12 protein-coding genes and 1 other RNA gene are annotated in these 25276 nt (G+C 59.2%); 5 read left to right on the forward strand and 8 right to left on the reverse strand.

Annotated elements, in window-relative coordinates:
* Window positions 1-100 precede the first annotated feature (100 nt).
* Entirely contained in the window at window positions 101-4891 is a 4791-nt protein-coding gene (locus tag AC1RVY_RS18075; protein ID WP_492807566.1) for an RHS repeat-associated core domain-containing protein, read from the forward strand.
* A 493-nt stretch (window positions 4892-5384) separates the two neighbouring features.
* Here the strand turns inward: AC1RVY_RS18075 and AC1RVY_RS18080 are convergent, their stop codons facing one another.
* From AC1RVY_RS18080 to AC1RVY_RS18090, 3 genes are all read right to left on the reverse strand, one after another.
* Window positions 5385-9641, reverse strand: coding sequence for an NACHT domain-containing protein (locus tag AC1RVY_RS18080; protein WP_492807568.1), 4257 nt, complete (start codon window positions 9639-9641; stop codon window positions 5385-5387).
* A gap of 505 nt (window positions 9642-10146) precedes the next feature.
* On the reverse strand, window positions 10147-11778 hold the full coding sequence (locus tag AC1RVY_RS18085) for an AMP-binding protein (RefSeq protein ID WP_492807570.1): 1632 nt from the start codon (window positions 11776-11778) through the stop codon (window positions 10147-10149).
* 5 nt (window positions 11779-11783) lie between these two features.
* On the reverse strand, window positions 11784-12404 hold the full coding sequence (locus tag AC1RVY_RS18090) for a TetR/AcrR family transcriptional regulator (RefSeq protein WP_492807571.1): 621 nt from the start codon (window positions 12402-12404) through the stop codon (window positions 11784-11786).
* A gap of 109 nt (window positions 12405-12513) precedes the next feature.
* Here AC1RVY_RS18090 and AC1RVY_RS18095 point away from each other — a divergent pair, with 109 nt between their 5' ends.
* The 3 genes from AC1RVY_RS18095 to AC1RVY_RS18105 all read left to right on the forward strand — a co-directional run bounded on the left by AC1RVY_RS18095 (window position 12514) and on the right by AC1RVY_RS18105 (window position 18019).
* On the forward strand, window positions 12514-13413 hold the full coding sequence (locus AC1RVY_RS18095; protein WP_492807572.1) for a crotonase/enoyl-CoA hydratase family protein: 900 nt from the start codon (window positions 12514-12516) through the stop codon (window positions 13411-13413).
* A gap of 386 nt (window positions 13414-13799) precedes the next feature.
* Window positions 13800-16373: a phospholipase D-like domain-containing protein gene (locus tag AC1RVY_RS18100; RefSeq protein WP_492807574.1), complete on the forward strand. Its 2574-nt coding sequence runs from the start codon at window positions 13800-13802 to the stop codon at window positions 16371-16373.
* Between the two features lie 29 nt (window positions 16374-16402).
* Window positions 16403-18019 carry a hypothetical protein gene (locus AC1RVY_RS18105; protein WP_492807576.1) on the forward strand — a complete coding sequence of 539 codons (1617 nt, stop codon included), beginning with the start codon at window positions 16403-16405 and terminating at the stop codon, window positions 18017-18019.
* 256 nt (window positions 18020-18275) lie between these two features.
* Here the strand turns inward: AC1RVY_RS18105 and AC1RVY_RS18110 are convergent, their stop codons facing one another.
* From AC1RVY_RS18110 to ompA, 5 genes are all read right to left on the reverse strand, one after another.
* The gene (locus tag AC1RVY_RS18110) at window positions 18276-19538 is read right to left on the reverse strand and encodes a tyrosine-type recombinase/integrase (protein ID WP_492807578.1); all 1263 of its coding nucleotides are present in this window, start codon (window positions 19536-19538) and stop codon (window positions 18276-18278) included.
* A gap of 218 nt (window positions 19539-19756) precedes the next feature.
* Window positions 19757-20143, reverse strand: a transfer-messenger RNA (tmRNA) gene (ssrA, locus tag AC1RVY_RS18115).
* A gap of 12 nt (window positions 20144-20155) precedes the next feature.
* Window positions 20156-20821, reverse strand: a complete 666-nt coding sequence (locus AC1RVY_RS18120) for an HAD family hydrolase (protein WP_369643984.1) — start codon at window positions 20819-20821, stop codon at window positions 20156-20158.
* A gap of 10 nt (window positions 20822-20831) precedes the next feature.
* Window positions 20832-21542, reverse strand: a complete 711-nt coding sequence (gene ubiG / locus AC1RVY_RS18125; RefSeq protein ID WP_492807580.1) for a bifunctional 2-polyprenyl-6-hydroxyphenol methylase/3-demethylubiquinol 3-O-methyltransferase UbiG — start codon at window positions 21540-21542, stop codon at window positions 20832-20834.
* A gap of 97 nt (window positions 21543-21639) precedes the next feature.
* Window positions 21640-22284, reverse strand: a complete 645-nt coding sequence (ompA, locus tag AC1RVY_RS18130) for an outer membrane protein OmpA (RefSeq protein ID WP_218297478.1) — start codon at window positions 22282-22284, stop codon at window positions 21640-21642.
* A 224-nt stretch (window positions 22285-22508) separates the two neighbouring features.
* On the opposite strand from ompA, the gene gyrA reads away from it, so the two are divergent.
* Window positions 22509-25181 (forward strand): DNA gyrase subunit A, encoded by a 2673-nt coding sequence (gene gyrA, locus AC1RVY_RS18135; RefSeq protein WP_492807582.1) that lies wholly within the window; start codon window positions 22509-22511, stop codon window positions 25179-25181.
* The last annotated feature ends 95 nt before the right edge of the window (window positions 25182-25276 follow it).

Raw genomic sequence — 25276 nt, forward strand, 5'->3', positions numbered from 1 at the left:
ATTAGCTGGTGTCGAAGACCCCGTTTCACATTCTTCGCTGAGCTCCACATCTGTATGTGGGGCTCAGCGTTGCGCGCATTGCTCTATTTCCCGAAAAATCATGACGATCTATAAGACTTCCATCAAAGCAATCTCATGTTTACTTTTTATTTTGACTATAACCTTTTCTCAAGGTGCCACTGCCAAAGGTGGTTATTACTGGGACCTTTACTGCAAAGAATCTGGCCGAAGCAATGCAACTGACACTTGCATCCCCGCAAATGAGGTGCCATGGCAGTATTCGGGCGGAAGTTATGGGTGGCAATATAGTACTAAGATGCATAGTGCAGAAGCGGATGTCGCCGAAGACATAGCGCGCTACATTGATAGCAAGTTCAATACTTGCATTTCTACAACGGTCAATCCCCCGGTGCAATGGATTAAGACCGGTGATAACCATGGGCGCATTGATTTTGTCAGTGATATGATCATGACCGTTTCTCGGGGTAGCCCACGTTGTGAAAGTCTCACCGGATCGTGGCAAAGTGTATACAGAAAAGAAAAGCTCTTTTACTGCCCTCAGGGAGCTCAAGGACCATTTAAAGATGATGAAGGCTTGAGATTTTGCGCCGTCACATTAAATTCTTGCAAGAAGAGTGTTTATACCCCGAACCCTATCAGTGTCAGCAATGGAGTGAAGGAGTTTCCTCGCGTCTATGACGACCCTGTCTTAAAGAAATTCAACCTTTACCGCTCGTACAGTACCCTCCCGTCGTACTCAGGGGCGGGCGCACTGAACCCATCTCGTTCTCCCGCTAACACCAGTTCCCCATTGATGCGAGACAAAAGCATTGGTTGGAGACTCAGTTTTGAAGCGACGCTTTCTTATTATCGCAACACCACTGAAAACCGCGATGTCTATACGGTAGACATTCCTGGAACTCCACCTTCTGTTTTTGTCGGAAGCTCAACGGGATTTGTGCCTCATCGCAGCAATTCAGACAGTTTTCAGCTTGTCTCGAACGGTGATTTCATCTACAGGAGTGCCAGTGGCGAATATTGGGTCTTTGATAGCACCCGCAAACTGATCGCGACAGGGAACGCATCTGGCGACAAGGTGACCATTTCTGGCTCCAATCCCATCATAGCCACCAATCAGTTTGGACGTCAGCTTGCCCTTCACAAGGATGGCAATGCCGTTCTTTCAAGCATTGCGCTTCCAGATGGGAGTGAGCTGCAATACGACTTTGACTCCAGCCTTCGCCTGGAAGCAGTAAATATCCAGAAGGTTCAAGGCACATTCCCTGTCAGCAAATATTACTATGACGATACCCGATACCCCTGGGCAATCACAGGCATTGCCAACGAAAGTGGTCAGAGGGTCTCGGTGTACGAATACGACGATAAAGGGAGAGCAACTCAAAGCTCCAACTTCTCCATTCCTTCGGTCGATAAATATACACTGAGCTTTTCCTCTGGCACCCAGGTCATCGATCCATTGGGTACTGCCCGTAAATACACGTTTACGCCAGACGGCTTCTCTACGGTCGATATTCTTGATCCCAAGATGGCGCCAAGTGCCGCCATTACCAACGACGTGAAGGGCCGCCCTTTTGTTGAATATGATTTCAACAACAACCAAGCATGCGTGTTTTACAACGAATCCACCAACAAGCCCAGGGTTCGTATCGAGGGAATGCAGAAATACGCGGGCTGCGGGGGCTACGACACCGTGGTCACCCTGCCCGTCGGCGCCCGCAAGATCAGCACCGAATGGCACCCCGACTGGAACCTGCCAACAAGAATCGCCGAACCCCTGCGGCGAAGCACTTATGTCTACAACGGCCAGCCAGACCCCTTGAACGGCAACACCATCGCCAGTTGTGCTCCTTCAGCAGCGGCGTACCCCGATGGCAAGCCCCTGGCAGCCCTGTGCCAGCTAGTCTTGCAAGACACCACCGATGCCACAGGCGCCTCTGGGTTCAGCGCTGCCGTCACAGGCTCTGCGAAGGTGTGGACGTACGCCTACAACGCTCAGGGGCAACGCATTTCCGAGACCCAACCTGCGCCTGGCGGTACCACCACCTATAGCTACTACACCGACGCTACGTCCACACATTCCGTCGGGGACCTCCAAAGCTCCGTGGATGCCACCGGTAAAACCACGGTGTTCTCCAGCTACACCACGGACGGTCGCCTGCTGCAAAAGACAGATCCGACCGGGCTGGTGACCCGCTATACCTACGATGCGCGCGGCCGACTGCTCACCCAAGCCGTGGGTGATCTGGTCACCACCATGGCCTATTCGCCGTTGGGTCTGGTGTCATCGGTCACGTCACCCAACGGCCATGCCATCACCTATACCTACGATGCCGCGCAGCGATTGACCGGCTGGAGTGACAACCGTGGCAACAGCGGCACCTATGTGCTCGATGCCATGGGCAATCGCACGGCAGAAACCATCAAGGGCGCGGGGGGCAACACGGCCTGGCAACTGTCTCGATCGATCAATGCCATCAATCGCCCCGGTAGCGAAACCATAGGAGGCAGCCAGAGCGCTGCCTACGCATACAACGGCAATGGCGACGTCACCAGTGATACCAACGGGTTGAACCAGGTGACGGCCTACGGGTACGACAGGTTGCGCCGCGTTACGCAGATCACCAATCCCCTCAGTGCCTCAGCGACCCTGGCGTACAACCAGCTGGATGCAGTCGTCCAAGCCAAGGACTTCAAAGGCGTCACCACAACCTTTACCCGGGACATGCTGGGCAACTCCCTGCTGGAGACCACCCCTGACGCAGGAGCCCTTCAGACCACATTTAACAACCTGGGGCTGCCGCAGACCATCACTGATGCACTGAGCCGAACCACCCAGATTACCTATGACGCCCTGGGCCGCCCCACACTGATCGAATTCAGTGCAAACGGCACTTCGCGCACCAGCGCAATGCGATATGACCTCGCTGGCGCAGAATACAACGCGGCGGGAGCTCCGAACGCCAGTATCGGGCGGCTCAGCGAGATTGAAGACGCTGGGCTGATCACCCGGTATCAGCGGGATGCGTTGGGCCGGATCACGCGCAAGACCCAAATCTTGAACAGCGCAAGCGGCACTGGAGACACCCGCAGCGTGAGTTACAGCTATGTTCCGGCAGGCAGTGCGGGTGCAGGTCAGATCGCCAGCATCACTTACCCCAGTGGCAAAGAGCTCACGCACCAATATGACTCCACCGGCCAACTCACCAGCCTCTCGTGGAACGGCACCCCGCTGGTCACCGCGCTGACCTGGACCCCTATGGGCCAACCCTCAAGCTGGAAATGGAACAGTTTCCCCAAGCAGCCCGGCAGCACGTCGCCCTTGGAAGAAATCCGCAACTACACCAGCGCAAACCAATTGGCCAACAGCGCCTTGCTGGAGCTCACATGGGATGCTGCCGGGCGTGTCACGCAAATTCGTCAGCAACACATGGTGCCGGGTAGCGGCAGTGCCCCCCAGCAAACCACGCTCACAAGTGCCTACAGCTATGACGCTGCAGGCCACCTGACTGCCAGTGCCCACAGCGGGCCACCGGGTCTCACGCTGCCCAGCGGGCGCGCGTTGAGTGACTTCATCGGGATCGATACCACGGGCTACGCATGGGATGCCAATGGCAATCGAACCCAGGCGTACTACAGCGCAGTCAAGCCCGCAGGCACAACGACGCTGCAGCGGGTGTACCAGAGCGTGAGCGGCAGCAACCGCCTGCAGGGCTACGCCGAAACCGTCCAGGTGCCTCCAAGCGCAGCCCAAACCAGCAACGTCACCTATGCCTATGACGCCACCGGCGCGCTCACCAAAAAGGGCGATAGCTACTTGCACTACGCCATAGATGGCCGTATCGCACAAGCAAGCACCAGCGTCAGTCCTGGCGGGGCGCAGGCAGTCAACTACACGTACAACAGTTTGGCCCAGCGCATCCTTAAAAGGGACACCCGCGCCGGTGCCAATGTGGCCCAGCAAACCCTCTACGCCGAAGACGGGATCGGCAGCACGGTGCTGGGTCAGTACAGCAGCCAAAGAAGCAGCACTAGCGCTGCCCCGACAGGTGAGCCCGACAGTACCGAAATCATCTACCTGCCCACGCCCAGCGGTCCCATGCCGATTGCTGCGCAGATCAATGGGCGTCTGTATGCGATTGACACGGACCACCTGAACACCCCCAGGCGGCTGACCAATCAAGATGGCCAGGTCGCATGGCAATGGCTCATCAGTGGATTTGGTGAAGTGCAGCCGACAACGGGTGCGAAGGGGTACGAGCAGTCTGGCACGGGTACAAGCTACAGCGAGCCGGTCAGCTTCAATTTGCGCTACCCGGGGCAGGTGTGGGACGACGAGACGGGGTTGAGCTACAACCTGCACCGGTACTACGATGCGAGCACTGGGCGGTATGTGCAGGCGGATCCTATTGGGCTGGAAGGGGGGTGGAATCGGTTTGCCTATGTGGGGGGGGACCCGACTAACTTCACCGATCGCTTAGGCCTTGCGGGGGATGACCACAGCACTGGTCAATGGAAGCAATGTTCCAAGGGATGCAGGATAAGAATTGATTTCAAGTTGGTGGACGGAGTCAAGGTTCGGCACCTGCACTGGGAGTGCAAGAAGGCAGAGGGCGTCGGAGGAGAGTTCGGCGGTACGTCGCACGGTGGAACCTTGGAGGATGCGCCGAAGCACATTAAGGAGTGCGCTCGTGAGCATGGGTTCGAGCCTGACCCTGTGTGCCCGCCAGAGCCGTCGCTCTTTGAAAGGATAAGGGGTGCATTCTCCACGCCTCCAATCTACGATCCTCGGACTGATCGTTGGCTTCCAGCACCGCGTAGGCCGCCGGTGATTATTCCTCTCCCGGGCCGCGGCCCAGTTCCAGTTCCGTGAGTTCAGAAATCAAGAGGTATGGCGAATGAACACTGAGAACTTTGAATGGCATGACGGCGCATTGGATTCAATCCACATCCATGGCGATGGGAGGATCAGTATCGCTTGCTATTTATATCCGTCTTCCGACGCAAAAAGCAGGGTGAAATTCGTATGGGATTGCTCAGGCGTCGTGTCTTGTTCTTGCACCGTCGACTTCGTAGCCGTGCTCGATAACAGAAAGGCCGGGAATATCAATAATGGTCGATTCAATTCGGTAAAGCGCGGAGTTTCGACTCTGAAATTGTTCCTGTCGGATGGGTACGTCGAGCTTGCTGCAAAGACAATCGACGTACGTCAGAGCGAAGAGCTCTAAAACTCCTAGATTCATAGCCCCAATCGTTTGACTATCAAGCGATTGGGGTCAATTTGATCTAAAAAATTGGCAGAGTACGTAATGGGGATGCGGACGAAAACTCCATTCGACTATTGGGCTAAACGCAACCGACGGCTCTCAGACGACGCATCGAATGCCGAAAACAGTAAGCTCGTTGACTCCCGCGGAGACGGCTTTGATGGCCTGCGCCTGAGTCTCCAGATAGCTCACCAAAGCGGGAAACGTCTGACTCCTCGCACCGCCCGGGATGCTCCAGCTCTTGTTGTCGAGTTGCATGAGAACCAGGATTCCTCGCGTGCTATTGGTGCCACGCAAGTATTGGCCAACAATCTGGGCTCTGAGAGTGTCGGTCAGCGAGTTTGCAGAGTAGCTGCGAGTCGAGTCGACAGGCTTGATTTCGACGCAAACATTTCCCGCAGGGCAGCTAAGTTGAATGTCTGTCATGTTGTCGTCGTCAACTTCTTCTTCCCTGTGGACGCTAAATCGACGATTCTGAGTTTCGCGGAACTTCGTTGCTAGCCATCGTTGAAGAAACTTCTCCGGGATTCCTGGACTAAAGAGGTCCCGCTCACTGAAGGGGCCTTCTTCGAGATTCTTGCGAAGCTCTTCCAGTCGGGCTAGGACCTGCTCGTAGAGTTGGGCTTCGGTTCGCGGCTCTGACTGAAACGGGGACCCGATCGCCTTCAGCTCGGCAGCAGTCCTTGTCGCTGCCAGTTCAGCATCCAACGACGCATGCTCAGTGACCCACCCCTTCATCGAATTGAGTTCGGTTGGGTCCGTGTGACCGGCGAGCAAGGACACTAATCCTTGATGCCCTATCGGTCCGCGAGCCGCTAGGAATGCGTTGGCGATACCCTCACGCAAGCGCGTTGAAGGGGATCCAAAGAAGTGACTATCGCTGTCCTCCAACGGGGCGGACGCCGCCGGCGGAAACGTGCTTAGCATCGAGTGAATGCTGAGGAGCACGTCGGTCGTCGGGCTGTCCAGAGGCACCTTCAGCCATTTCAGGTCGCCCACAGCAGCGGCAAAGCGGCTCACCTCAGGCTCAACGTCACCCGCCAAGGCTTGAACATGCTGAACGAACCACTCCCATGCACTGTGGGCGTCAACCTCCATCCAGACACGAAGCCAAGTCATCTCGGCGAGCCTGCCCGTGGGCCCTAACGAGGAGGCAAGCTTGCTTTGGCACAACGCGGTGAGGGTGGCGAGCGGCAACAATCCGTCCTCCTTAAGCGCGTCAATCACCACCTTGAGGGTGTCGCTGCGTACGATGCAGTCGCCAACGGCCAAGGGAACCAGTGCAGCTAAAAGTCCTTTGCGAACGTCTGTAACACAACGCAGCGCCATCTCCAATGCCCCGCGCACACCGTTGTCAGGTCTAGCCGATAGGGCCTCTGCCAGTACCCAGTCCGTAAGCGCGGCGTTTACGGCGGCCGGGTGCGTCCTTGCCAAGGGTTCAAACCACGTGGGAGGACAGTTCAACGCCCAGACCGCAAGTTGGGCGGCCCTGCCGACTTCCGTCGCTGAGAGCGAGTTGATGACAGCCTGACTCCGCAGGGACAGGCGTACCCCAGCAAGAGCCACGAGCGCAGACCATGGGACTTGTCCATTGGAGAAGTTGGACGGGTTTGGCGGGGCCAGCGTTGGCCAGTATGCCCGCAGGCCTTCCTCGAATGCTTCTGCGATTTGCGGGCTGAGGCTGGTCGCCAGGGCTTCGAAATCAATCGTCGAATAGTCGTTAGCCCCTGGGAGGCCGAAGGAGTACTGAAGAAGGCGCTGAAGCCCCCCGAAGTGGGCGCCAGTCTGAATCTGGGGAAGGTGCGCCGTCAGACTGTTCTTAAAATCTTCTAGGTCTCGTTCGGCCGCGGCCTTTCGCAGCTTTTCTTTTGCCTGCCAATTTCGGTTCTGAGTGGCGCTCTGCCGCCATAGTTTGTACTCAGCTCCGACAAGAATGCCTCGGTTTGATGTCTTGCCTTGCAGTCCAAGCGCTCGGAGAGCGTCTGCGCGCAGCCTCTTTCGCTTGCTCTTGAAGGCAACATCCAACGCAACGGAAAACCAGACATCCTGCTCAGAGGTGGGCAAATTTGAGTCGTTGGCGCGCCGTATTAGCTCCGGCAAATCATCTTCATCAAAGCTGACGATGCACGAGCCCTCCCAGGTCAGCCGACTTGTGGAGTGCCGGATATCGTCGGATTCTGCGATGGCGAGTGCCACACTCCAGCGAAGACCGGGGTGCTGGGCAATTGCCTTGCGGAGCCGACCGAACTCATCGCGGTCTGTGAAACCGGAGTCGCGCTGCGCTTCGAGTCGCTCTGCCGCGTCCAAGCAGACCTCTGGGTATTCGGCAGACGTAGGCCTAAGCAATGCAAGGACGCGCTCATAGCAGTGAGGCAGGGCGTCCAGCAACCACGCACGTTCAGGTTGGTCTGAATCGGGGAAGCGCGCAAACCGCTTGCCTGGACTCGGACGCGGCAGTGAGACCATGACCGCACTGAGCAGTAGTATTGCGTCCGGCAGGTCGGCGGAAGGCAGCATGTCGCTCCTAAGGGCCTCCACCATTGGCCCGCCACCATACTTGGCCTCACTTCGGGTCGAGTTAAAGATAGCGGACAACTGAGCCACAGTGAGCGAACGCCATTCGACAGTCGGCAGAGCGCGAGCAATGAGTTCGTTGGAGCCGAGGGCTGACGTCTGCAGGTCGACCAAGACCGCCGAGCGGTGTGCGGGAGTTGCAACTACCTCGAGGACTTCAAGCGCATATCGGCGCTCCCACTCTTGCGCTGTGGTGCTCCTGTAGATGTCGAATGCGCAAGGTGCGCAATCCGCCAGCGTGGCGTGTCGAGCAATGTGGAAGCACAAACTCCGAACCCGTGGCGGACTTGACGGGTCCACAAGGGCCGCAGCAACCTTGCCGTCGCTGAGGGATCGGCCGACTCGCATGTATTCGCTGGCGCTCTTGAACCAGTTTGCCTGGAGGCCGTAATTGGAGCTGACGACGAAGTTGTCGAAGGCCTTGTCCGCCGACAGCCCATCCCAGGCCTGCGGGTCGCCCTCGTAGAAGAGGACTTCAGGGAAGTCTCGCACCACCCATTCCCTCGCCTCCACGCTGATGGTCGCTAGCCAGCTGAGCGCCGCACGACGGGATGGGATGAGCACAGGCGTGCCGTAGGGGGCGGCGGCGAAGAGGCCCTGCAAGCGGAGCAAAGGAGCGCCAAGCTCCAATTGCCGCCTCACCCACTGTGCAGCAAGGTACTCTCGGATGGAGCGGTGATGAAATTTAACCCGACCAAAACTTGCTTCGTCAAAGACCGCTGTCGCCATGAGTCGGCGAACCTCGGCTGGGCCCCAATCAGTCAAGATGGTGTGTGGAGCAAGCTCACCCGCGGCCGGAACAGCGCCCGGTTCTATGACGAAGTACGCGGCGCTTCCGAACTCTGCGACCGCGGCGAGAGCAACTGCTCCTGACCGGAGCTGGTCAGCCGACAAGACCTCGCCTGCAGCTTCGTAGCTGTCGTTGAATTCCCGAAGGCGGTTTGTAACATTGACCTCGATGAGGTCGCGGTAGGAGCCAAAAGTCTTTTGCTGATTCCAAAGGCCAACCATCCACTGAAGGTCTAGGGGACGAGTTGCCATGAACCCGTAGTCACCATCGGCGACCGCCGACCAGAACAGCTCCACGTCCTGGAGCGCGAAGGCCTCGGCGCAGCGCCGTGCCTCGGTGTTTGACAGGGGGTCTAGCGTTACTACAAAGGCTTCGACTTTTGCGGAGTCTCCATCCGTGAGAAGCGAAACGGGTGAAGTCTCATCCAATGAGAGTGGCCTTTCGGAAGCCACCTTGGCGCCGAGTGCACGCTGGATGGGCCTTGCCAGGCGGGCCTCGACCGCAGCTCGTACGCTAACTGCTGACCAATCCGTAATCCGAGACGATATGGCGACGCGGACCCGCCAAAGGTGAGGGCCTAGGGCTCGTTGAACCACCGTCAGCGCGCGTTCGAAGTCCGCATGGGACCTCAGTCGGGCCTCGTCAACGGCGTCAAGGAAGAAATAGCCTATCGCTGTGGACGCAGCCCAAGCTGCGTAATCGTCGTCACGCCCGGTCAGGGCAAGCGTCCAAGAGTCCGAATCTTGCAGCTGATTCAGGGGCAGGAAGAACGCTGCCTTCCCCCCTGCTGTGAGACGCGCCACTTCGTGCTTGAACTCGACGGTCTTGCCGATACCGGCCTCGCCGAGAACGATAACGAGCGGCTTCTCGTGCAGGTCGCTCCACGCGTGCCCACCGTTGCGCATGCGAAGGAAGGCTCCCCAGTCTTCGTCTTGGACTTCGGCTGACTCGCTTGCATACTCTGAGAAGGAGCGATGTAGATCGATGAGCATGTGGATAGCCTACCGGATAGCCGGGACGGGAGAGTCTGACCTGGTCACCTGCTGCTACAAGCAGCCGAATAGCCCCGGCTTTTCGAGCACTTTTGCCTGCATAGCTCGCTACCGTGGTCGACTAGGTGGAAGTTGCTATGGCACTCCTAGTCGAGGTGACTGGCGACGCTGCGCAGGCGAGGGCGCGACCAAATGAGCGCCGTTCTAGCGCTTCGACTGCATTTCAGCGATCAATTTTGGGGAAGCGAAGGTCGCCGATGGGTCGAAAGCGCGAGTTAGCGCTGCTCAGAAGCAGTCAGCGGTGCGGCGCTGACTGCCGTGCATAAGTTCTTTGGCCGCTAAACCTTGTGAAGCTGACCCTCGTGCGTCTCGGGGTCGGAAAGTCCATCGGCCGCTTTGTAGCGGTTAGCGTTAGTTCGGCCAGCCGCAACGACGGACTCCTACCGCTGCAAACAGGCCACCCCCTCGCCGTTCTTCTCCAGGGCGCCCTTCCCGACCTGAATCTCTACTGAAGAGGCGCTATCGCCCCTTCACGCGCCTCCTGGATCAGCCGGAACTTCTGCACTTTCCCAGACCCAGTAAGCGGAAACGCCGTACTTGCAAAATAGCGCGAAGGTGCCTTCTGTGGTGCGAGCGTTTGTCTGCAAAAGTCGCGCAGCTCCGTCGCGGTAGGTACGTTCTCCGGAGTGCGGAACCGCAATGCGGCACAGACCACCTCGCCCCAATGCGAATCGGCCAACCCGAACACCGCCGCGTCAACCACTTCGGGGTGTTCCAGAAGCCGGGCCTCCACCTCTACAGGATAGATGTTCTCGCCACCACGAATGATCATGTCCTTGAGTCGCCCAGTGATGCGCACGTATCCCCGTTCATCCATCACCCCGAGATCCCCGGTACGCAACCAACCGTCCTGGGTGAATGCCTGGGCTGTGGCCTCAGGCATGTTGTAGTAGCCGAGCATCGTCTGGTAACCCTTGGCTTGGACTTCGCCACCTACGCCAACCGGCACAGCAGAGCTGCTTACTGGGTCTGCGATCCTCACCTCAACGTTCCAAAGGGGGCGCCCAGCTGTTTGAGCCTTGTCGTCGGGGGCATCCTGCGGGGCGGTCTGGCAAATGATGGGGCTGGCCTCGGTCTGTCCATAGACCGACAGCAGATCGCAGCCAAGACCCGCCCGCACACGCCGCAGCAATTCTGGAGGTACTGGAGCACCACCGGAATTCGCAAAGCGCAAGCTCGACAGATCGTATTGATCCCGTTTGGGATGCTCCAGCAGAGCAATGAGCATGGTGGGCACGCCGTACAGGACGGTGGCCTTTTCGCGCTCGATGGCCGCCAGCACCGCCTCGGTATCGAAGAACTGCGGCAAGACCAGTGTGGCGCCACTGACCATGCTGCCCAGCACGCTCATTACCGAACCCGCCGTGTGGAACAAGGGCATGGGGCTGATCAGCACGCCATCGCCCAGTTCTAACCGTGCGGTGACATAGCTGGCATTCGTCAGCAGCCCCATGTGGTGCAATAGTGCGCCTTTGGGCTGCCCAGTCGTACCGGACGTGTACTGCAGTTGCGCGGGAGCCCGCGGATCCACTTTGGGAAGCTCACCGGTTTGATGCCCACCGCGAACCTCACCCCAGCGGCTGAGGCTGAACACCTCTTTCACTTCTCCGGCCACCTGCGCCGCAACGGCTGCCATGTCCGTGCCGCGGAAAGCGTCCACATGGATCAGCGCCACCGATCGTGACTGCTTGAGCACATAGCGCAACTCCTCGGCCCGCAGGGCGGGATTCGCGGTGACCAGAACCAGCCCTGCCAAGGCAGCACCGTATTGCAGGATGACCCACTCTGGTACGTTGGGGGCCCATACGCAAATGTGGTCTCCAGGTTCAAAGCGACCAAGCAGCCAGTGAGCGCATCGCTCGGAATCTGCGAGCAGTTCAGCATAGGTCCATCGCCTGTCTGTGCGATCCGCCCCGGTCAGCGATGGGAGGCCCTCTGGCACCACCTCGACCAGTGCGTAGCGATCAGGGTGGCGTAACGCCGCCTGGCGCAGCGCATCACCGGCAGTCAGGTTGAGGACTGGCCGGGATGTGTCGGCCGGCCAGGAGGAAACGGAGGGGTCAGGCAGTCTCGGCATTGTTTTTACTTCCAGTGTTCAAGGAGAATCTGGGTGGCCCGCACCCAGTTGGAGATCATTTGCTGACGGCGTACAGGGTTCCTGCGCAAAACGCCAGACAGAACGAATCCACGCAGAAAGTCAGTGGTCATCGCAATCACGGCGTCGTGACCAGGCCGGTCAGCGACTGGGGCAAACAGCGCGCGCAAAACGCGCTCGCTTTCTTTGCGTGCATCTCGCTCGACCTTCACCAGGGCCTCCCTCAGGCCTTCATCGGTGCGGGCCAACGCCCACAACTCCAGTTCCGCCATGAACGGTGGCTGGCCCATCATCAGTGCCAGGGACCGGATGGCGCGTTCCACAGCGTCGGGGGCGTTGTGGAGCTTTTCTTGCAACTCGAACACGCTTTGCTCGTTGCGACGAACCAGATCATCCACCGTGGCGGACAACAGCTCCGCATGGGTAGGGAAGTGATGGAGCAAGGCTCCACGGCTCACCCCGGCTTTCTTTTGCACCTCAAGGGTAGTGGTGCGGGCGGCTCCCTGCTCGATCAGTGACTGGACAGCGGCATCCAGGATGCGGTCACGTGTGGACCGCTCTGGTGTGGCATCGCCTTTTGAGGTTTTGGATTTGATGATGGATTGCATAAGTGCGATCAATTAAACAGTCAGTGTTGACTGTATGCGGATCACGCCTTACAGTCAACACTGACTGTTTTCAATCGATCAACGTTTTCCCTTAATCAAGGACAGACCCATGCCCACTTTCAGCACTCTGCGAATCGAGAAAGACCCACAGAACGCACGCATCGCTCGCCTGCTTCTTAACCGGCCTGAACGGCTCAATGCCATCAGCGACGAGATGCCACGGGAGATCCGGGCGGCTGTGGAATGGGCCAATGCCGACGACGAGGTCCATGTGATCGTGGTCGAGGGGGCCGGCAAAGGCTTTTGTGGAGGCTACGACCTCGCGGGATACGCGGAGCAGCACATCGAACACCCTTGTCAGCAGGAGAAGTACCCCTGGGATCCCATGGTGGACTACGCCTATATGAAGCGAAACACAGAGGATTTCATGACGCTCTGGAAAAGCGCCAAGCCCACCATTGCCAAGGTCCATGGCGCAGCGGCTGCAGGAGGAAGCGACATTGCCCTGTGCTGCGATCTGCTGGTGATGGCGGAAGACGCCCGCATCGGCTACATGCCAACACGCGTTTGGGGCTGCCCCACCACGGCGATGTGGACCTTTCGCCTGGGGCCCATGCGGGCCAAACAGATGATGTTCACCGGGGATCTCATCGATGGCAAGAAGGCTGCGGAATGGGGGCTTGCCACCATGGCCGTACCCGCATCAGAGCTTGAGGAAACTGTTGCGAAATTGGTCAACCGGATTGCAGGCGTGCCGCGCTCGCATTTGGCGATGCACAAGATGGTGGTGAACCAGGTCATGCTGAACACGGGCATCGAGCAGACCCAGATGATGGCCACGGTGTTCGATGGGATCACCCGGCACAACCCGGAGGGATTATGGTTCCGCCGCCATGCGCAAGAGCAGGGATTCAAGTCGGCAATCGAGTGGAGAGATAGTGGGCGGCCAATTCCCGAGGGAGATGAGGCAAGGGCGTTGATCCGCGAGATTGATGAAAGGGCGGAGTAGCGCACTACTCAGTCCACGCGACGACCATGTTCTGAAAACCAAGGTGTGCGTGGACTGTTTGTGAAACTAAGGGAGTTTGCTGAGGATGGCATGACCGCGGAGCTAACCTTCAACGCGGTCTGTTTGAGGCTGGGAGCGGGCCTTCAGTCTTGCCGCGCAAACAGCAGCTTACGACCCATCAGCGGCATTCGCTGCCGGAAACTCGTCGCCCCAAAGCAGTCGGTCGGATAAAGTCGCCGAGGCGTCGAAGGCTTCCAGCAGCATTGCGTACCAGTGTCAGAATTCTCAATAGACGTTCTTTTACAGGCCAAGCGGAGCGGCATGTCCTTGCGTCTCTTGACGGTGGCGCGCGAGCGATGACCATTCTTTGAATCCCCAAGAGGACTATGCCCAGACACCTCATTGCACTACTCAAGGACGTTCGTCCCAAGAGGGCTCTCTTCACTACCTTCACCTTCAACCTTCCGTTTTTCGACGCCGCAGTGCTCCCCGCCGTGAGCAGAGGAGATGGATGCGAAGTGTCAGTGCTCGTGGATGCACGGCAACTTACGGGATCGACAACTGGTGCGTTCTCGAGAGACGCCGGCATTCGCTATGCCCTCGCATCGGTTCAAGCGCCGGGTGGCGGGTTCTTTCACCCCAAGATTGTCTTTCTGGAGACCGACGACGATCAGTATCTCTGCGTCGGCAGTGGCAATCTCACCGTATCAGGCCTCTGCCAACAGCTTGAATCATGGGATATCACGCGGTGCTCCGAAGCGCCCGGCGTGCTCAACGAGCTCGCGTCCTTCCTCACGATCCTTGCTACGAAGACTGAGGCCTCCTCAAAGCGCGCGTCCACAATCCTGAATAAGACGGCATCGCGGATTTCCTCAATCATCAAGCCAGGTGTCCTCACGAATATTTCCGGTACCCGACTGCTCCACTCTATGGTCGAGCCTGTGTCCTCGCAACTCACCAAACAATTTCGCGAAAGAGAGTCGGTCGCCAAACAGCTCACCGTACTGTCCCCGTTCCATAGCGATGGTGGCGGCCCGGTACGACGACTCGCCAAAGAAGTTTGTGCTGAGAAGATTCTTATCGGGCATGACGGTACTGCGCGCTTTGAAAAGGCATGGTACGCCCCGTTGCATGGTCGGTGTGGCTTTGTCGTCCCCAAGCCCGAACAGTCCCGTGGGACTGAAGGCCGCCTTCATGCAAAAGTGTTCGAGCTTCAGGGAGCGGAACAGACTCTTGTGATGACGGGCTCGGTCAACGCGACCGCTCGCAGCCTGGAGAGCACAAGGAACGTCGAGGTGGCGATCGCCCGTTGGGGAGCCACTTCACCGTTTAAATGGAAAGCCGCCGACCCTGAATCATTTGAGGCCGCCGACATGCCCGATATGGAAGGGGACCTCCTGTTCCTGGAGGCAAGTCTTGAGGACGGTATATGGGTGACTGGCGCGTTGTCCAGTTCTGGCGCCTCCAATTTGCCGGCGAACATCAGTTGGAACCTGATGGAAGCGGAGATGCTGCGAGCGTATGGAGCCGTCGCCGTATCAGCTGAGGGCATCTTCCGAATCCAGCTTTCTGAGGCGGTGCCGATGGACCATCTCGCGCTCACGCTGGAAATCAGGGCGGACGACCTGACCGCAGAAGCTTGGGTCAACGATGAGCGAGCGCTTTATGCGATGGCACGGGGCGTGCGCCGCAGCAAGCCGCTCGAACGTGCCATGCAAGGAGTCGCGACGCTTCAGGATTTCAGCTACATCGAAGGCCTACTGTGGCAAGCGAGCCAAGCGAAATCTGCACGCAAGCCAGCCGTCCACACTTCGCCAGGAGGCGCGAACAAGCCCGAAGCGCCAGAGATCGACAAGCCGTTTTCCTATGACGCATGGTTGCGCTCGGGAAATCGCGATCACCAGCCTGCCAAGGGCGGAGGAAGAACAGATCTATTCTCGGCGGTATTCCGCCTCCTGTTCCCGAAGACGATAGAGGACGACTCTGACGAGGGCTCCAAAGGGGACGATGGGACGCGCAAGAAGATCGTCATCGGCGGGACCGACGACAGTGAATCATCGAGCGAGGCAGAAGAGAAGAAGGCGAAGAAGAAAAGACCGCCTACAGAGCGCTCGCACGTCGCCGGGCTTGCAGATATGGTTTCTCGCGCCTCTTTCGAAATTCAGCGTGCATTCAATGAGCAGCGCTCCGAAATGGACGGTCCCGAGACGCTTGCGCTCGTAGCATCGGCTCACGAACTGGAAAAGCTGCAGCACCGCTGGCTGGTTTGGAGTACCGCAGGCGGCCCGCCTCCCTTCGCTGACTGGGACTACCAGCGATCGCCTGTTCTCTGGTTGGAGGCACTCTCTCGATACCCGTGGGACGAGGATGCGCGCGAGTCCCTCCTCCCAGTCGTTACGTGCCTGTGCTGCCTGGCTGCGTACTGTCCCGCGCTTCCGGGCGCCGCAGCGAGGTTTGCGAAGCTCGCAACCCTTCGCACCCTCCTGGACAGAATGGCCGGGCGCCAACTGCCGCCCGAGGAAGTTTTGCGGCTGGCGGAGACCGGACTATCCGATGAGATGTTTTCAAGACTCGAGCCCGAGGTTCGAGCGCTCGTCGGTCTGTGCGCACCGCAATTGGCAAGCTCGGTCAGGCTCGATGTCGAGCTACTGGCCGAGGTCGCCGACGCGATCAGAGTCGATGCCACGCCAAAGAAGGCTCACCCCACATTTCCCTTGCTGTCAGCCATCAGCAGAAATTCGAAGTTATCGAAGGCAGTGGAAGTCATCTCCAACCGTGGCGTGCGCGAGGGTGGCTGCCCAATCTGTGGTCAGAATCTCAATGACGATGAACGGGAGCAACTCCGGTTTCGTCGCGTGCTGCGGCATCCCGGCAATCCGAGCTCATTGAACACGCATGTCATTCTTTATCCGGACGATGCGGTTATCTTCAGAAAATCACTCGGCGAGCTTTTGAAATGACTGAATTTGGTACCGCTGGATATCCAGACTTGGTCGAACTCGACAAGCGCCTTGGGGATCCCCTCGGCTTTGCAGCTGGCACGGAGCGGCTCTACAACACAATCTACCCCGGCTACAACAACGTGGTCCGTCACCTACGCGTGTACTCCTCGCTTTGCTGGATGGCTCGCACGGTCGGCGCGTCGTTAAAGAGCGATCCGCCTGTATCGGAAGCCGAAGCGAACGAGCGACAGAGCCGCGCACTGGAGAAGATGCAGATCATCTTTCTGTGGGCCAACGAAGGCCAAGTGAGCGGCCTTCAGGTTGCCGGTGCAAGTCGTGACTTCCCAGCGACCAACGAGCTCGTCCCGCTCCGGTTCGAGAACTGGGACAGTTCCGCGAACCTCTTGGCGAATGCTGCCTACGGACCGAGCATCACCAATGGGCTTGGGTTTCTAAATCGAGAAAGGCTCTGCACGCCGGCAGGAGAGGCTCTGGCCGCAGCGTTTGAGGAGAGTCTTCCGACGGATGCGCAACTGGGCTGGCTCCGCGACGTGAACGTCCTGGAGGCCCGTCGGAGTCAAATTGAGCGGATACGAGGCGCGTTGGACCTTCAATCTCCTCGAAAGGCTGAGAAGGACGCCTTCCTAGCTGCCTTCTTTCCAAGAAAGCAGGCGAGCCTCGCTGGCGCCCAAGCCAAGAACAGATGGTCAGGAATTCACCTCACGCTGGCGTCGGTTGCTGCGTCCCGCTCCAATAGCGCAACGGAAAGCGAGATTCGCGGAACCATGGCGCGAGGCATTTCCCCGTCTGGGGCACTAGTGATCAAGCCTGGACTCGAGGAAATGCAATCGGTCTGGGCGATCCTACAGCTGCATCAGCTGCAAAGACTAGCTGCCGAAACGCTTTTCGGAGCTGTGCTGATGTGGATCGAGAGGAATCAACTCACGGGAGCGGGCATCGACGAGTGCGTAAAGGCGATGTGCGATTCCGCGGAGAAGGAATATGACAAGCACGGCATCACTTTGTCTGCAGACCTGGAGACGTATCTCAGAGGCTTTCAAGGCAACAAAGGAACGTTCTACGAAGCAGCTTCGCGCGTTCCGGGCACGCCGGCTGACGTGTTGGAATACCTCAGGGTCGTAGGCAGCGCCAACTCTCTCCAGTGGACCGAAGGTGGCTGCCGTGCTGTCGCCGAAGCCGTCACGGCACTAACCTTCGTGGCGATGGAAACACTGAATCTGACACGGTCTGATAAGCATCGTGACCTATTGAACGAACTATCCGCGGAACGCGGCTCCCTGCTATCGATGGCAAGAAGCCAACAACGACTGCGATCCGACCCCGTCAGTAAGTGGATCGCTCATCTCGTTGTCGATTGGACATTCGCCAGGTACTTCGAGGTGGTGACAGGTCGGTCGGAGGGGCCGAACGGCAAGCTGCGATTCGCGTTCACGACTGGCGAAAGCGGACTCGAGATGTGTGGTCCACATGCAGCGCCCTTTGAGCCGAACTTTTCAACAGACAAGCTGCGACACACCCTGCTACTTTGCATCCAGTGCGGACTGGTGCGCTCTACTGGCGACGGTGACCAAACCATGTACTCGCTCACTGCCGCAGGACGCGCTCGAGTCGACTCCTATGAAACGGACAGAGAGGTAGCGTAAGTGAGCTGAACGCTCTATACAGATTGGCAGCATGCATACAGGGTGCCTACTAAGAACCTGACCTTCGCTGGCGTCAGCATCTGGCCGATGGTACGCATTCGCCAAAGATCGCTGGATGACTGCAACCGCTGCAGAACGGCCGTTCACACCGCCAAGCTCACACGCTTTGCCGACAGGGTCTCAACATCAGTTGGAGAGAAACTGCCATCGATTCATGGCAAACCACCGCAGTGACCAAGCCCAGCAAAACGGCAGATCAGGTATTTGCATTGCCAAGAGTTTTGGAAGTCATCTTGCCTGCTGCTGCTTTGCCTTCTCTCAGCCTGTCCAGATAGTCTGCCCACCGTTGCATCATCTTCGTTCGATGAGCCAGATACTGGGTCCTGTTGTAAGCGCGCCCATTGGCGTCCTTCACGGCGTGAGCCAGTTGCGCCTCAATCACCAGCGGGTCGGCATCCAATCGCTCCGCCAGCATTGTTCGCGCCGTGGCGCGAAATCCATGCCATGTTTGGATCTCCGGCGTATAGCCCATCGTGATGAGCGCGGTTCGCACTGAGTTCTCTGAAATAGGCCGACTGTGGTTGCGCTCCCCGGGAAACACCAAGGCGCTGTGGCCCGTCAACGGATACAGCTCCCGCAACACTTTCACAGCCTGGGTTGAAAGAGGCACCAGATGTGGATCCCCATTTTCCTTCCCGTCTTTGCCCCGCTTCATCCGTGCAGCCGGAATCGTCCAGAGGGCAGCATCCAGGTCCACTTCGGCCCAAGCCGCACCGCGCAATTCACCGGGTCTTTGGAACAGCAAGGGCGCCAAATGCAATGCAGCCCGCACAATAGGCCCACCCTTGTAGACTTGGATGGCCCGCAACAGCTCAGCCAGCTTGCCCGGCTCGGTGATCGCGGCAAAATGCTTGCCACGATACGGAGACAACGCGCCTTTGAGGTCTCCCGTGATGTCCCGCCCTACCCTGCCTGTCGCGACGCCATAACGCCAGACTTGGCGAGCCAACATCAATCCACGATCGGCCGTCTCTACAGCCCCGCGCTCTTCCACCTTGCGCAGGGTTGCCAGCAGTTCCACCGGCTCAATCTCAGCTAGGCGACGCCCCCCTAGCCACGGAAAGAGATCACGTTCGAACTGGCGCAGCGAGCGCTCAGCGTGAGAATCACTCCATAGAGGCTTCTGTTTGTCGTACCACTCCAGAGCGACAGCTTTGAAGGTATCCCCTGCACTGGCAGAAGCCTTCAGCCTTTCCACCTTTCTGGCATGCACAGGATTTATCCCTGTCGATTTCTGCAGCCTGGCGGCATCACGAGCCTTGCGAGCTGCCGTCAGGCTGACCGAGGGATAGCTGCCCAGAGCCATGCGCCCTTCCTTGCCCTCATGCCGATACTTCCAGAACCAGCGCCTCGATCCCCCGGGAGCGACTTCCAGGTACAAGCCTCCCGAGTCCGACAAACGCTCCCGCTTCGATGAGGGGGAACAGACGGCGTTGCGGCACTGTGCGTCGGTCAACATGGGGGAACACCTCCAGCGGTTTAGCTCGGATTTCCCCTCTGAAACGGGGGAACAAACGCCGCCAGTCTACCCTTTTCGGATTTTGTTCCCCCGTCTGTTCCCCCGCCTCAGCCTGGCTGCCAGGAGACTCCTCCGGACGTCTCCGCACCGTAACCCATTGATTTACCAAAGAAAAAGGGCGTTCACCGGATGTTGGTGAACGCCCTTGGACGTCGTAATGGTGGAGCTGGCGGGAATTGAACCCGCGTCCGCAAGCCTTCATCGGGCAGATCTACATGTTTAGCGGTCTGATTTGAATCTCGCTGCCTGCGTCGCGCAGTCGCACGCTACACAGGCCGCCAGCACCCTATTTTCTCGCCCCAATCCAAGGTACCCGGATCAGGACCAGCCCATGTAATTATCCTTGCAGCCGGGAGGCGCTGATTGCTCAGAACCCCCTTGCCCAGCCCATCGGCCAACTGTTGCAAGGCTCACTGGCAATTAAGCAGCGAGTGCGAAACGTTCGTCGTTTGCAGTTAGTTTTTTAAATCGAGATTTACGAGCGTGACTCAAGCTCGACATGCACCACACCGATTCCGAACCCACGTCGAAACCAGGACAGCCCCAGAGCTTCTATTTTAGGCGTTCCCCAGCAATTGCAAGAGCTCGAAGGGAGATTTAATTGCGGCATGGGCGCCCCACTCCATCGGATTGGTTTTTGCACCCAGGTAGCCATAGGTTGCGGCCACGGTCCCCATTCCTGCGGCCAAGCCTGCCACGATGTCGCGCTCGTCATCGCCAACATAGATGCACTGCCCGGGCTCCACTTTCAGGCGCGCTGCCGCCTCAAGCAAAGGAGCAGGATGCGGCTTCGCATGGGGAGTGGTGTCCCCGCTGACGACCGCCCGCGCAGTGACGAACAGGGGAATGGAGCGGGTCAGCGGGTCCGTGAAGCGGGCTGCCTTGTTGGTAACCACGCCCCATGCCATGTTGCGTTGCAGTATCTGGGATACGAGTTCTGGAACGCCGTCAAAGATGCTGGTGCGCTCCGTCATGCGCGACTCATAGTTCACAAAGAACTCCTCGCGCATGGTCATGAAATCAGGATGGTCGGGGGCCATACCGAAGGCTTCGCCCAGCATGCCGCGCGCGCCGGCACCCGCCATGGGGCGGTAGCGCTCCAGCGGCAGCGACGGCAATCCGCGGTCCGTGCGCATCTTGTCGGCAGCGGCGCCCAAGTCCGGGGCACTGTCGATCAGCGTTCCGTCCAAATCAAACAACACCGCACGAATATTGTGAAACATGGGTGTGCCCTCAGGCAGTGCGCCGCGTGGCCACAAGATAGTTCACGCTGGTGTCCGCACTCAGCCAATAGCGCCGCGTGAGGGGGTTGTATTCCAGGCCCCGGGTATTTTGTACATGCAGGCCCGCGCCTCGGCAACTTGCGGCCAGTTCGCTGGGTCGAATCATCTTGGCGTACTCATGCGTTCCCCGTGGCAGCATGTTCAGCACATATTCAGCCCCTACGATGGCCAGCATGAAAGCCTTGGCATTGCGGTGGATGGTGGAGAAAAACACCCAGCCTCCCGGTTTCACGAGCTCTGAGCATGCCCTCACCACCGATCCTGGATCAGGTACGTGCTCGAGCATTTCCATGCATGTGACGACATCGAAGCTGGCAGGTTGCTCCTTGGCCAAGGCTTCCACGCTGATTTCCCGGTACTGGATATTGGTGGTCTGAGCTTCCAGCGCATGCAATTGCGCCACGCGCAGGGCCTTGGAGGCCAGATCGATGCCCGTCACCTCTGCGCCCTTGCGGGCCATGGAGTCGGCCAGGATGCCGCCGCCACAGCCGACATCCAGAACGCGCTTGCCCGACAGGTCGCACTGCCCCAGGATCCAGTCAAGCCGCAAGGGATTGATCTGGTGCAAGGGACGGAATTCACTTTCAGGGTCCCACCAGCGATGGGCCAATTCGGAAAACTTGGCCAGTTCGGCCGGATCTGCATTGACGGTTTCACTCATGCCAGAGATTGTCCATAAAGGAAGGAAAATGGAGGATAAAACCCCCAGACGCAAAAAAGCCCCGTTGCCGGGGCTTTTTTGTGAAGCAATCCGAGGATTACTTGGAAGCGCGGGTACCGACCACTTCGATTTCCACGCGACGGTTCTTCGCACGGCCTTCGGCGGTCTTGTTGTCGGCGACGGGTTGCTTTTCGCCCTTGCCTTCGGTGTAGACGCGGTTCTTTTCGATGCCCTTGGACACCAGATAAGCCTTCACGGCTTCGGAACGGCGAACCGACAGCTTCTGGTTGTATGCATCAGAGCCCACGGAGTCGGTGTGACCCACGGCAATGATCACTTCCAGGTTGATGTCCTTGACCTTGGAAACCAGATCATCCAGCTTGGCCTTGCCTTCTGGCTTCAGCACCGACTTGTCGAAGTCGAAGAATGCGTCAGCGGCATAGGTCACCTTGGTAGCGACAGCAGGTGCTGGAGCTGGTGCGGGAGCTGGAGCGGCAGCGGGTGCTGGGGCGGCGGCTGGAGCAGCAGCGGCAGCTGGAGCGGGGGCGACGATCGCGCCATCGCAGCCAGGAGCAGCAGTGGCAGGCGTCCAGTTGGCATTGCGCCAGCAGTATTCGTTGGTGCCGTTCTTCCAGACCAGTTGGCCAGAAGCATCTCTCCAGTTGTCAACGGTTTGTGCGCCAGCGGCGGTTGCGAGCGCTGCAGAGGCAAACAACATCGCCACTTTGTTCAGTTTCTTCATGGTTCTCCTCTTGGGGAAAAAGCCGCAGCCGCGCTGCGAATCAGGACGCTTGGGGTGACCACCACCCGAAGCGTTCAAACGATTGTGCCATACGTAACAGGGCAAAAGCGGTGGAGGCTACCCAGGGCCCGTAGGACAAAACCGGAATTGCTTCGATATGTTGCGTGGTCGCTACACGGTCTTACCTCTAAAATGGTTCTCCTTCGCCGCCACCGCCGTCCCCAATGACCCAGTTTGCCAAAGAAACCCTGCCGATCAGCCTCGAAGAAGAGATGCGGCGCAGTTACCTCGATTACGCGATGAGCGTGATCGTGGGCCGGGCCCTGCCCGATGCGCGCGATGGGCTGAAGCCTGTACACCGCCGCGTACTTTTTGCGATGCACGAGCTCAACAACGACTGGAACCGGCCTTATAAAAAGTCGGCCCGTATCGTGGGAGACGTGATCGGCAAATACCACCCGCATGGTGATTCCGCCGTTTACGACACCATCGTGCGGATGGCGCAGGATTTTTCGCTGCGCCACATGCTGGTGGATGGCCAGGGCAATTTCGGGTCCGTGGACGGCGATAACGCTGCGGCAATGCGGTATACCGAAATCCGGCTGGCCAAGATCGCCCATGAAATGCTGGGCGACATCGACAAGGAAACCGTCGATTTCGGGCCCAATTACGACGGCAGCGAAAAGGAGCCGCTGGTATTGCCCAGCAAACTCCCCAATCTGCTGGTCAATGGCTCGGCCGGTATTGCCGTGGGCATGGCCACGAATATTCCGCCCCACAACCTCAACGAGGTGGTGGATGCCTGCCTGCACATGCTGCGCAACCCGGACGTGTCCATCGACGAGTTGATGGAGATCATTCCGGCGCCCGACTTCCCCACCGCCGGCATCATCTACGGCATCAATGGCGTGAAGGACGGCTACCGCACAGGGCGCGGGCGCGTGATCATGCGCGCCAAATGCCACTTCGAAGACATCGATCGCGGGCAGCGCCAGGCGATCATCGTGGACGAGCTGCCCTACCAGGTCAACAAGAAGACGCTGCAGGAACGCATGGCCGAGCTGGTGCACGAGAAGAAGATCGAGGGCATCAGCCACATCCAGGACGAATCCGACAAGTCGGGCATGCGCCTGGTGATCGAGCTCAAGCGCGGCGAAGTGCCCGAGGTGGTGCTCAACAACCTGTACAAGCAGACGCAGCTGCAGGACACCTTCGGCATGAACATGGTGGCGCTGATCGACGGCCAGCCCCGCCTGTGCAACCTGCGCGACCTGATCAGCGTCTTTCTGCAGCACCGCCGCGAGGTGGTCACCCGCCGCACGGTGTTCGAGCTGCGCAAGGCGCGCGACCGCGGCCACGTGCTCGAAGGCCTGGCCGTGGCCCTGGCCAACATCGACGACTTCATCGCCATCATCCGCAACGCGCCCACGCCGCCCGTGGCCAAGGCCGAGCTGATGGCCCGCCCCTGGGACAGCAAGCTGGTGCGCGAGATGCTCACCCGCACGCGCGCCGATGGCGGCGTGATCAACGCCGACGACTACCGCCCGGACGGCCTGGAGAAGGAATTCGGCATGGGCCAGGACGGCCTGTACCGCCTGTCGGAAACGCAGGCCCAGGAAATCCTGCAGATGCGCCTGCAGCGCCTCACCGGCCTGGAGCAGGACAAGATCGTGGCCGAGTACAAGGAAGTCATGGCGGTCATCGAAGACCTGCTGGACATCCTGGCCAAGCCCGAGCGCGTATCGGTCATCATCGGCGACGAACTCACCTCCATCAAGCAGGAATTCGGCCAGCACAAGCTGGGCGCACGCCGCAGCATCGTCGAATACAGCGCGCAGGACCTCTCCACCGAGGACCTGATCACCCCCACCGACATGGTGGTCACGCTCAGCCACACCGGCTACATCAAGAGCCAGCCCCTGTCCGAATACCGCGCCCAGAAGCGTGGCGGGCGCGGCAAGCAGGCCACGGCGACCAAGGAAGACGACTGGATCGACCAGCTCTTCATCGCCAACACGCACGACTACATCCTGTGCTTCTCCAACCGCGGCCGCCTGTACTGGCTCAAGGTCTGGGAAGTGCCGGCAGGCTCGCGCGGCTCGCGCGGCCGCCCCATCGTCAACATGTTCCCCCTGCAGGACGGAGAGAAGATCAACGTCGTGCTGCCGCTCACGGGCGACATGCGCACCTTCCCGGCGGACCGCTATGTCTTCATGGGCACCAGCATGGGCACCGTGAAGAAAACGGCGCTGGATGAATTCAGCAACCCGCGCAAGGGCGGCATCATCGCCGTGAACCTGGACGACGGCGACTACCTGATCGGCGCCGCCCTTACCGACGGCCAGCACGACGTGATGCTGTTCAGCGACGGCGGCAAGGCCGTGCGCTTCGACGAGAACGACGTGCGCCCGCTGGGCCGCCAGGCCCGCGGCGTGCGCGGCATGATGCTGGAAGACGGCCAGAGCGTGATCGCCATGCTGGTGGCCGAAGACGAAACGCAAAGCGTGCTCACCGCCACCGAAAACGGCTACGGCAAGCGCACCAGCATCACCGAATACACGCGCCACGGCCGGGGCACCAAGGGGATGATCGCCATCCAGCAGAGCGAGCGCAACGGCAAGGTCGTGGCCGCCACGCTGGTGCATGCCGACGACGAGATCATGCTGATCACCGACAAGGGCGTGCTGGTGCGCACCCGCGTCTCCGAGATCCGGGAACTGGGCCGCGCCACGCAGGGTGTGACGCTGATCGCTCTGGACGAAGGGTCCAAGCTCAGCGGCCTGCAGCGCATTGTCGAAAACGATGCCAACGTCGCAGATGCCGAGGCCGACGGCGAAGGCAATCCGGACAGCGCAGCCCCCACGCCCCCCGACACCCCGGAAACACCCGACGCCTGACCTCCCGGTGGATGCGGGGCCTGCGGGCCCCCTCCAGGAATGCTATTGAAAGTGAAGCTGCCAGCGCTTACCCCATAAGCGCTGGCAGCCTTTTT

This window comes from Acidovorax sp. GW821-FHT11A03 (assembly GCF_058809075.1).

Coding starts and splice junctions, on each gene's coding strand:
- AC1RVY_RS18075 (WP_492807566.1), top strand. CDS start 101: ATGACGATCTATAAGACTTCCATCAAAGCAATCTCATGTTTACTTTTT.
- AC1RVY_RS18080 (WP_492807568.1), bottom strand. CDS start 9,641: ATGCTCATCGATCTACATCGCTCCTTCTCAGAGTATGCAAGCGAGTCA.
- AC1RVY_RS18085 (WP_492807570.1), bottom strand. CDS start 11,778: ATGCCGAGACTGCCTGACCCCTCCGTTTCCTCCTGGCCGGCCGACACA.
- AC1RVY_RS18090 (WP_492807571.1), bottom strand. CDS start 12,404: ATGCAATCCATCATCAAATCCAAAACCTCAAAAGGCGATGCCACACCA.
- AC1RVY_RS18095 (WP_492807572.1), top strand. CDS start 12,514: ATGCCCACTTTCAGCACTCTGCGAATCGAGAAAGACCCACAGAACGCA.
- AC1RVY_RS18100 (WP_492807574.1), top strand. CDS start 13,800: ATGCCCAGACACCTCATTGCACTACTCAAGGACGTTCGTCCCAAGAGG.
- AC1RVY_RS18110 (WP_492807578.1), bottom strand. CDS start 19,538: ATGTTGACCGACGCACAGTGCCGCAACGCCGTCTGTTCCCCCTCATCG.
- AC1RVY_RS18120 (WP_369643984.1), bottom strand. CDS start 20,821: ATGTTTCACAATATTCGTGCGGTGTTGTTTGATTTGGACGGAACGCTG.
- ubiG (WP_492807580.1), bottom strand. CDS start 21,542: ATGAGTGAAACCGTCAATGCAGATCCGGCCGAACTGGCCAAGTTTTCC.
- ompA (WP_218297478.1), bottom strand. CDS start 22,284: ATGAAGAAACTGAACAAAGTGGCGATGTTGTTTGCCTCTGCAGCGCTC.
- gyrA (WP_492807582.1), top strand. CDS start 22,509: ATGACCCAGTTTGCCAAAGAAACCCTGCCGATCAGCCTCGAAGAAGAG.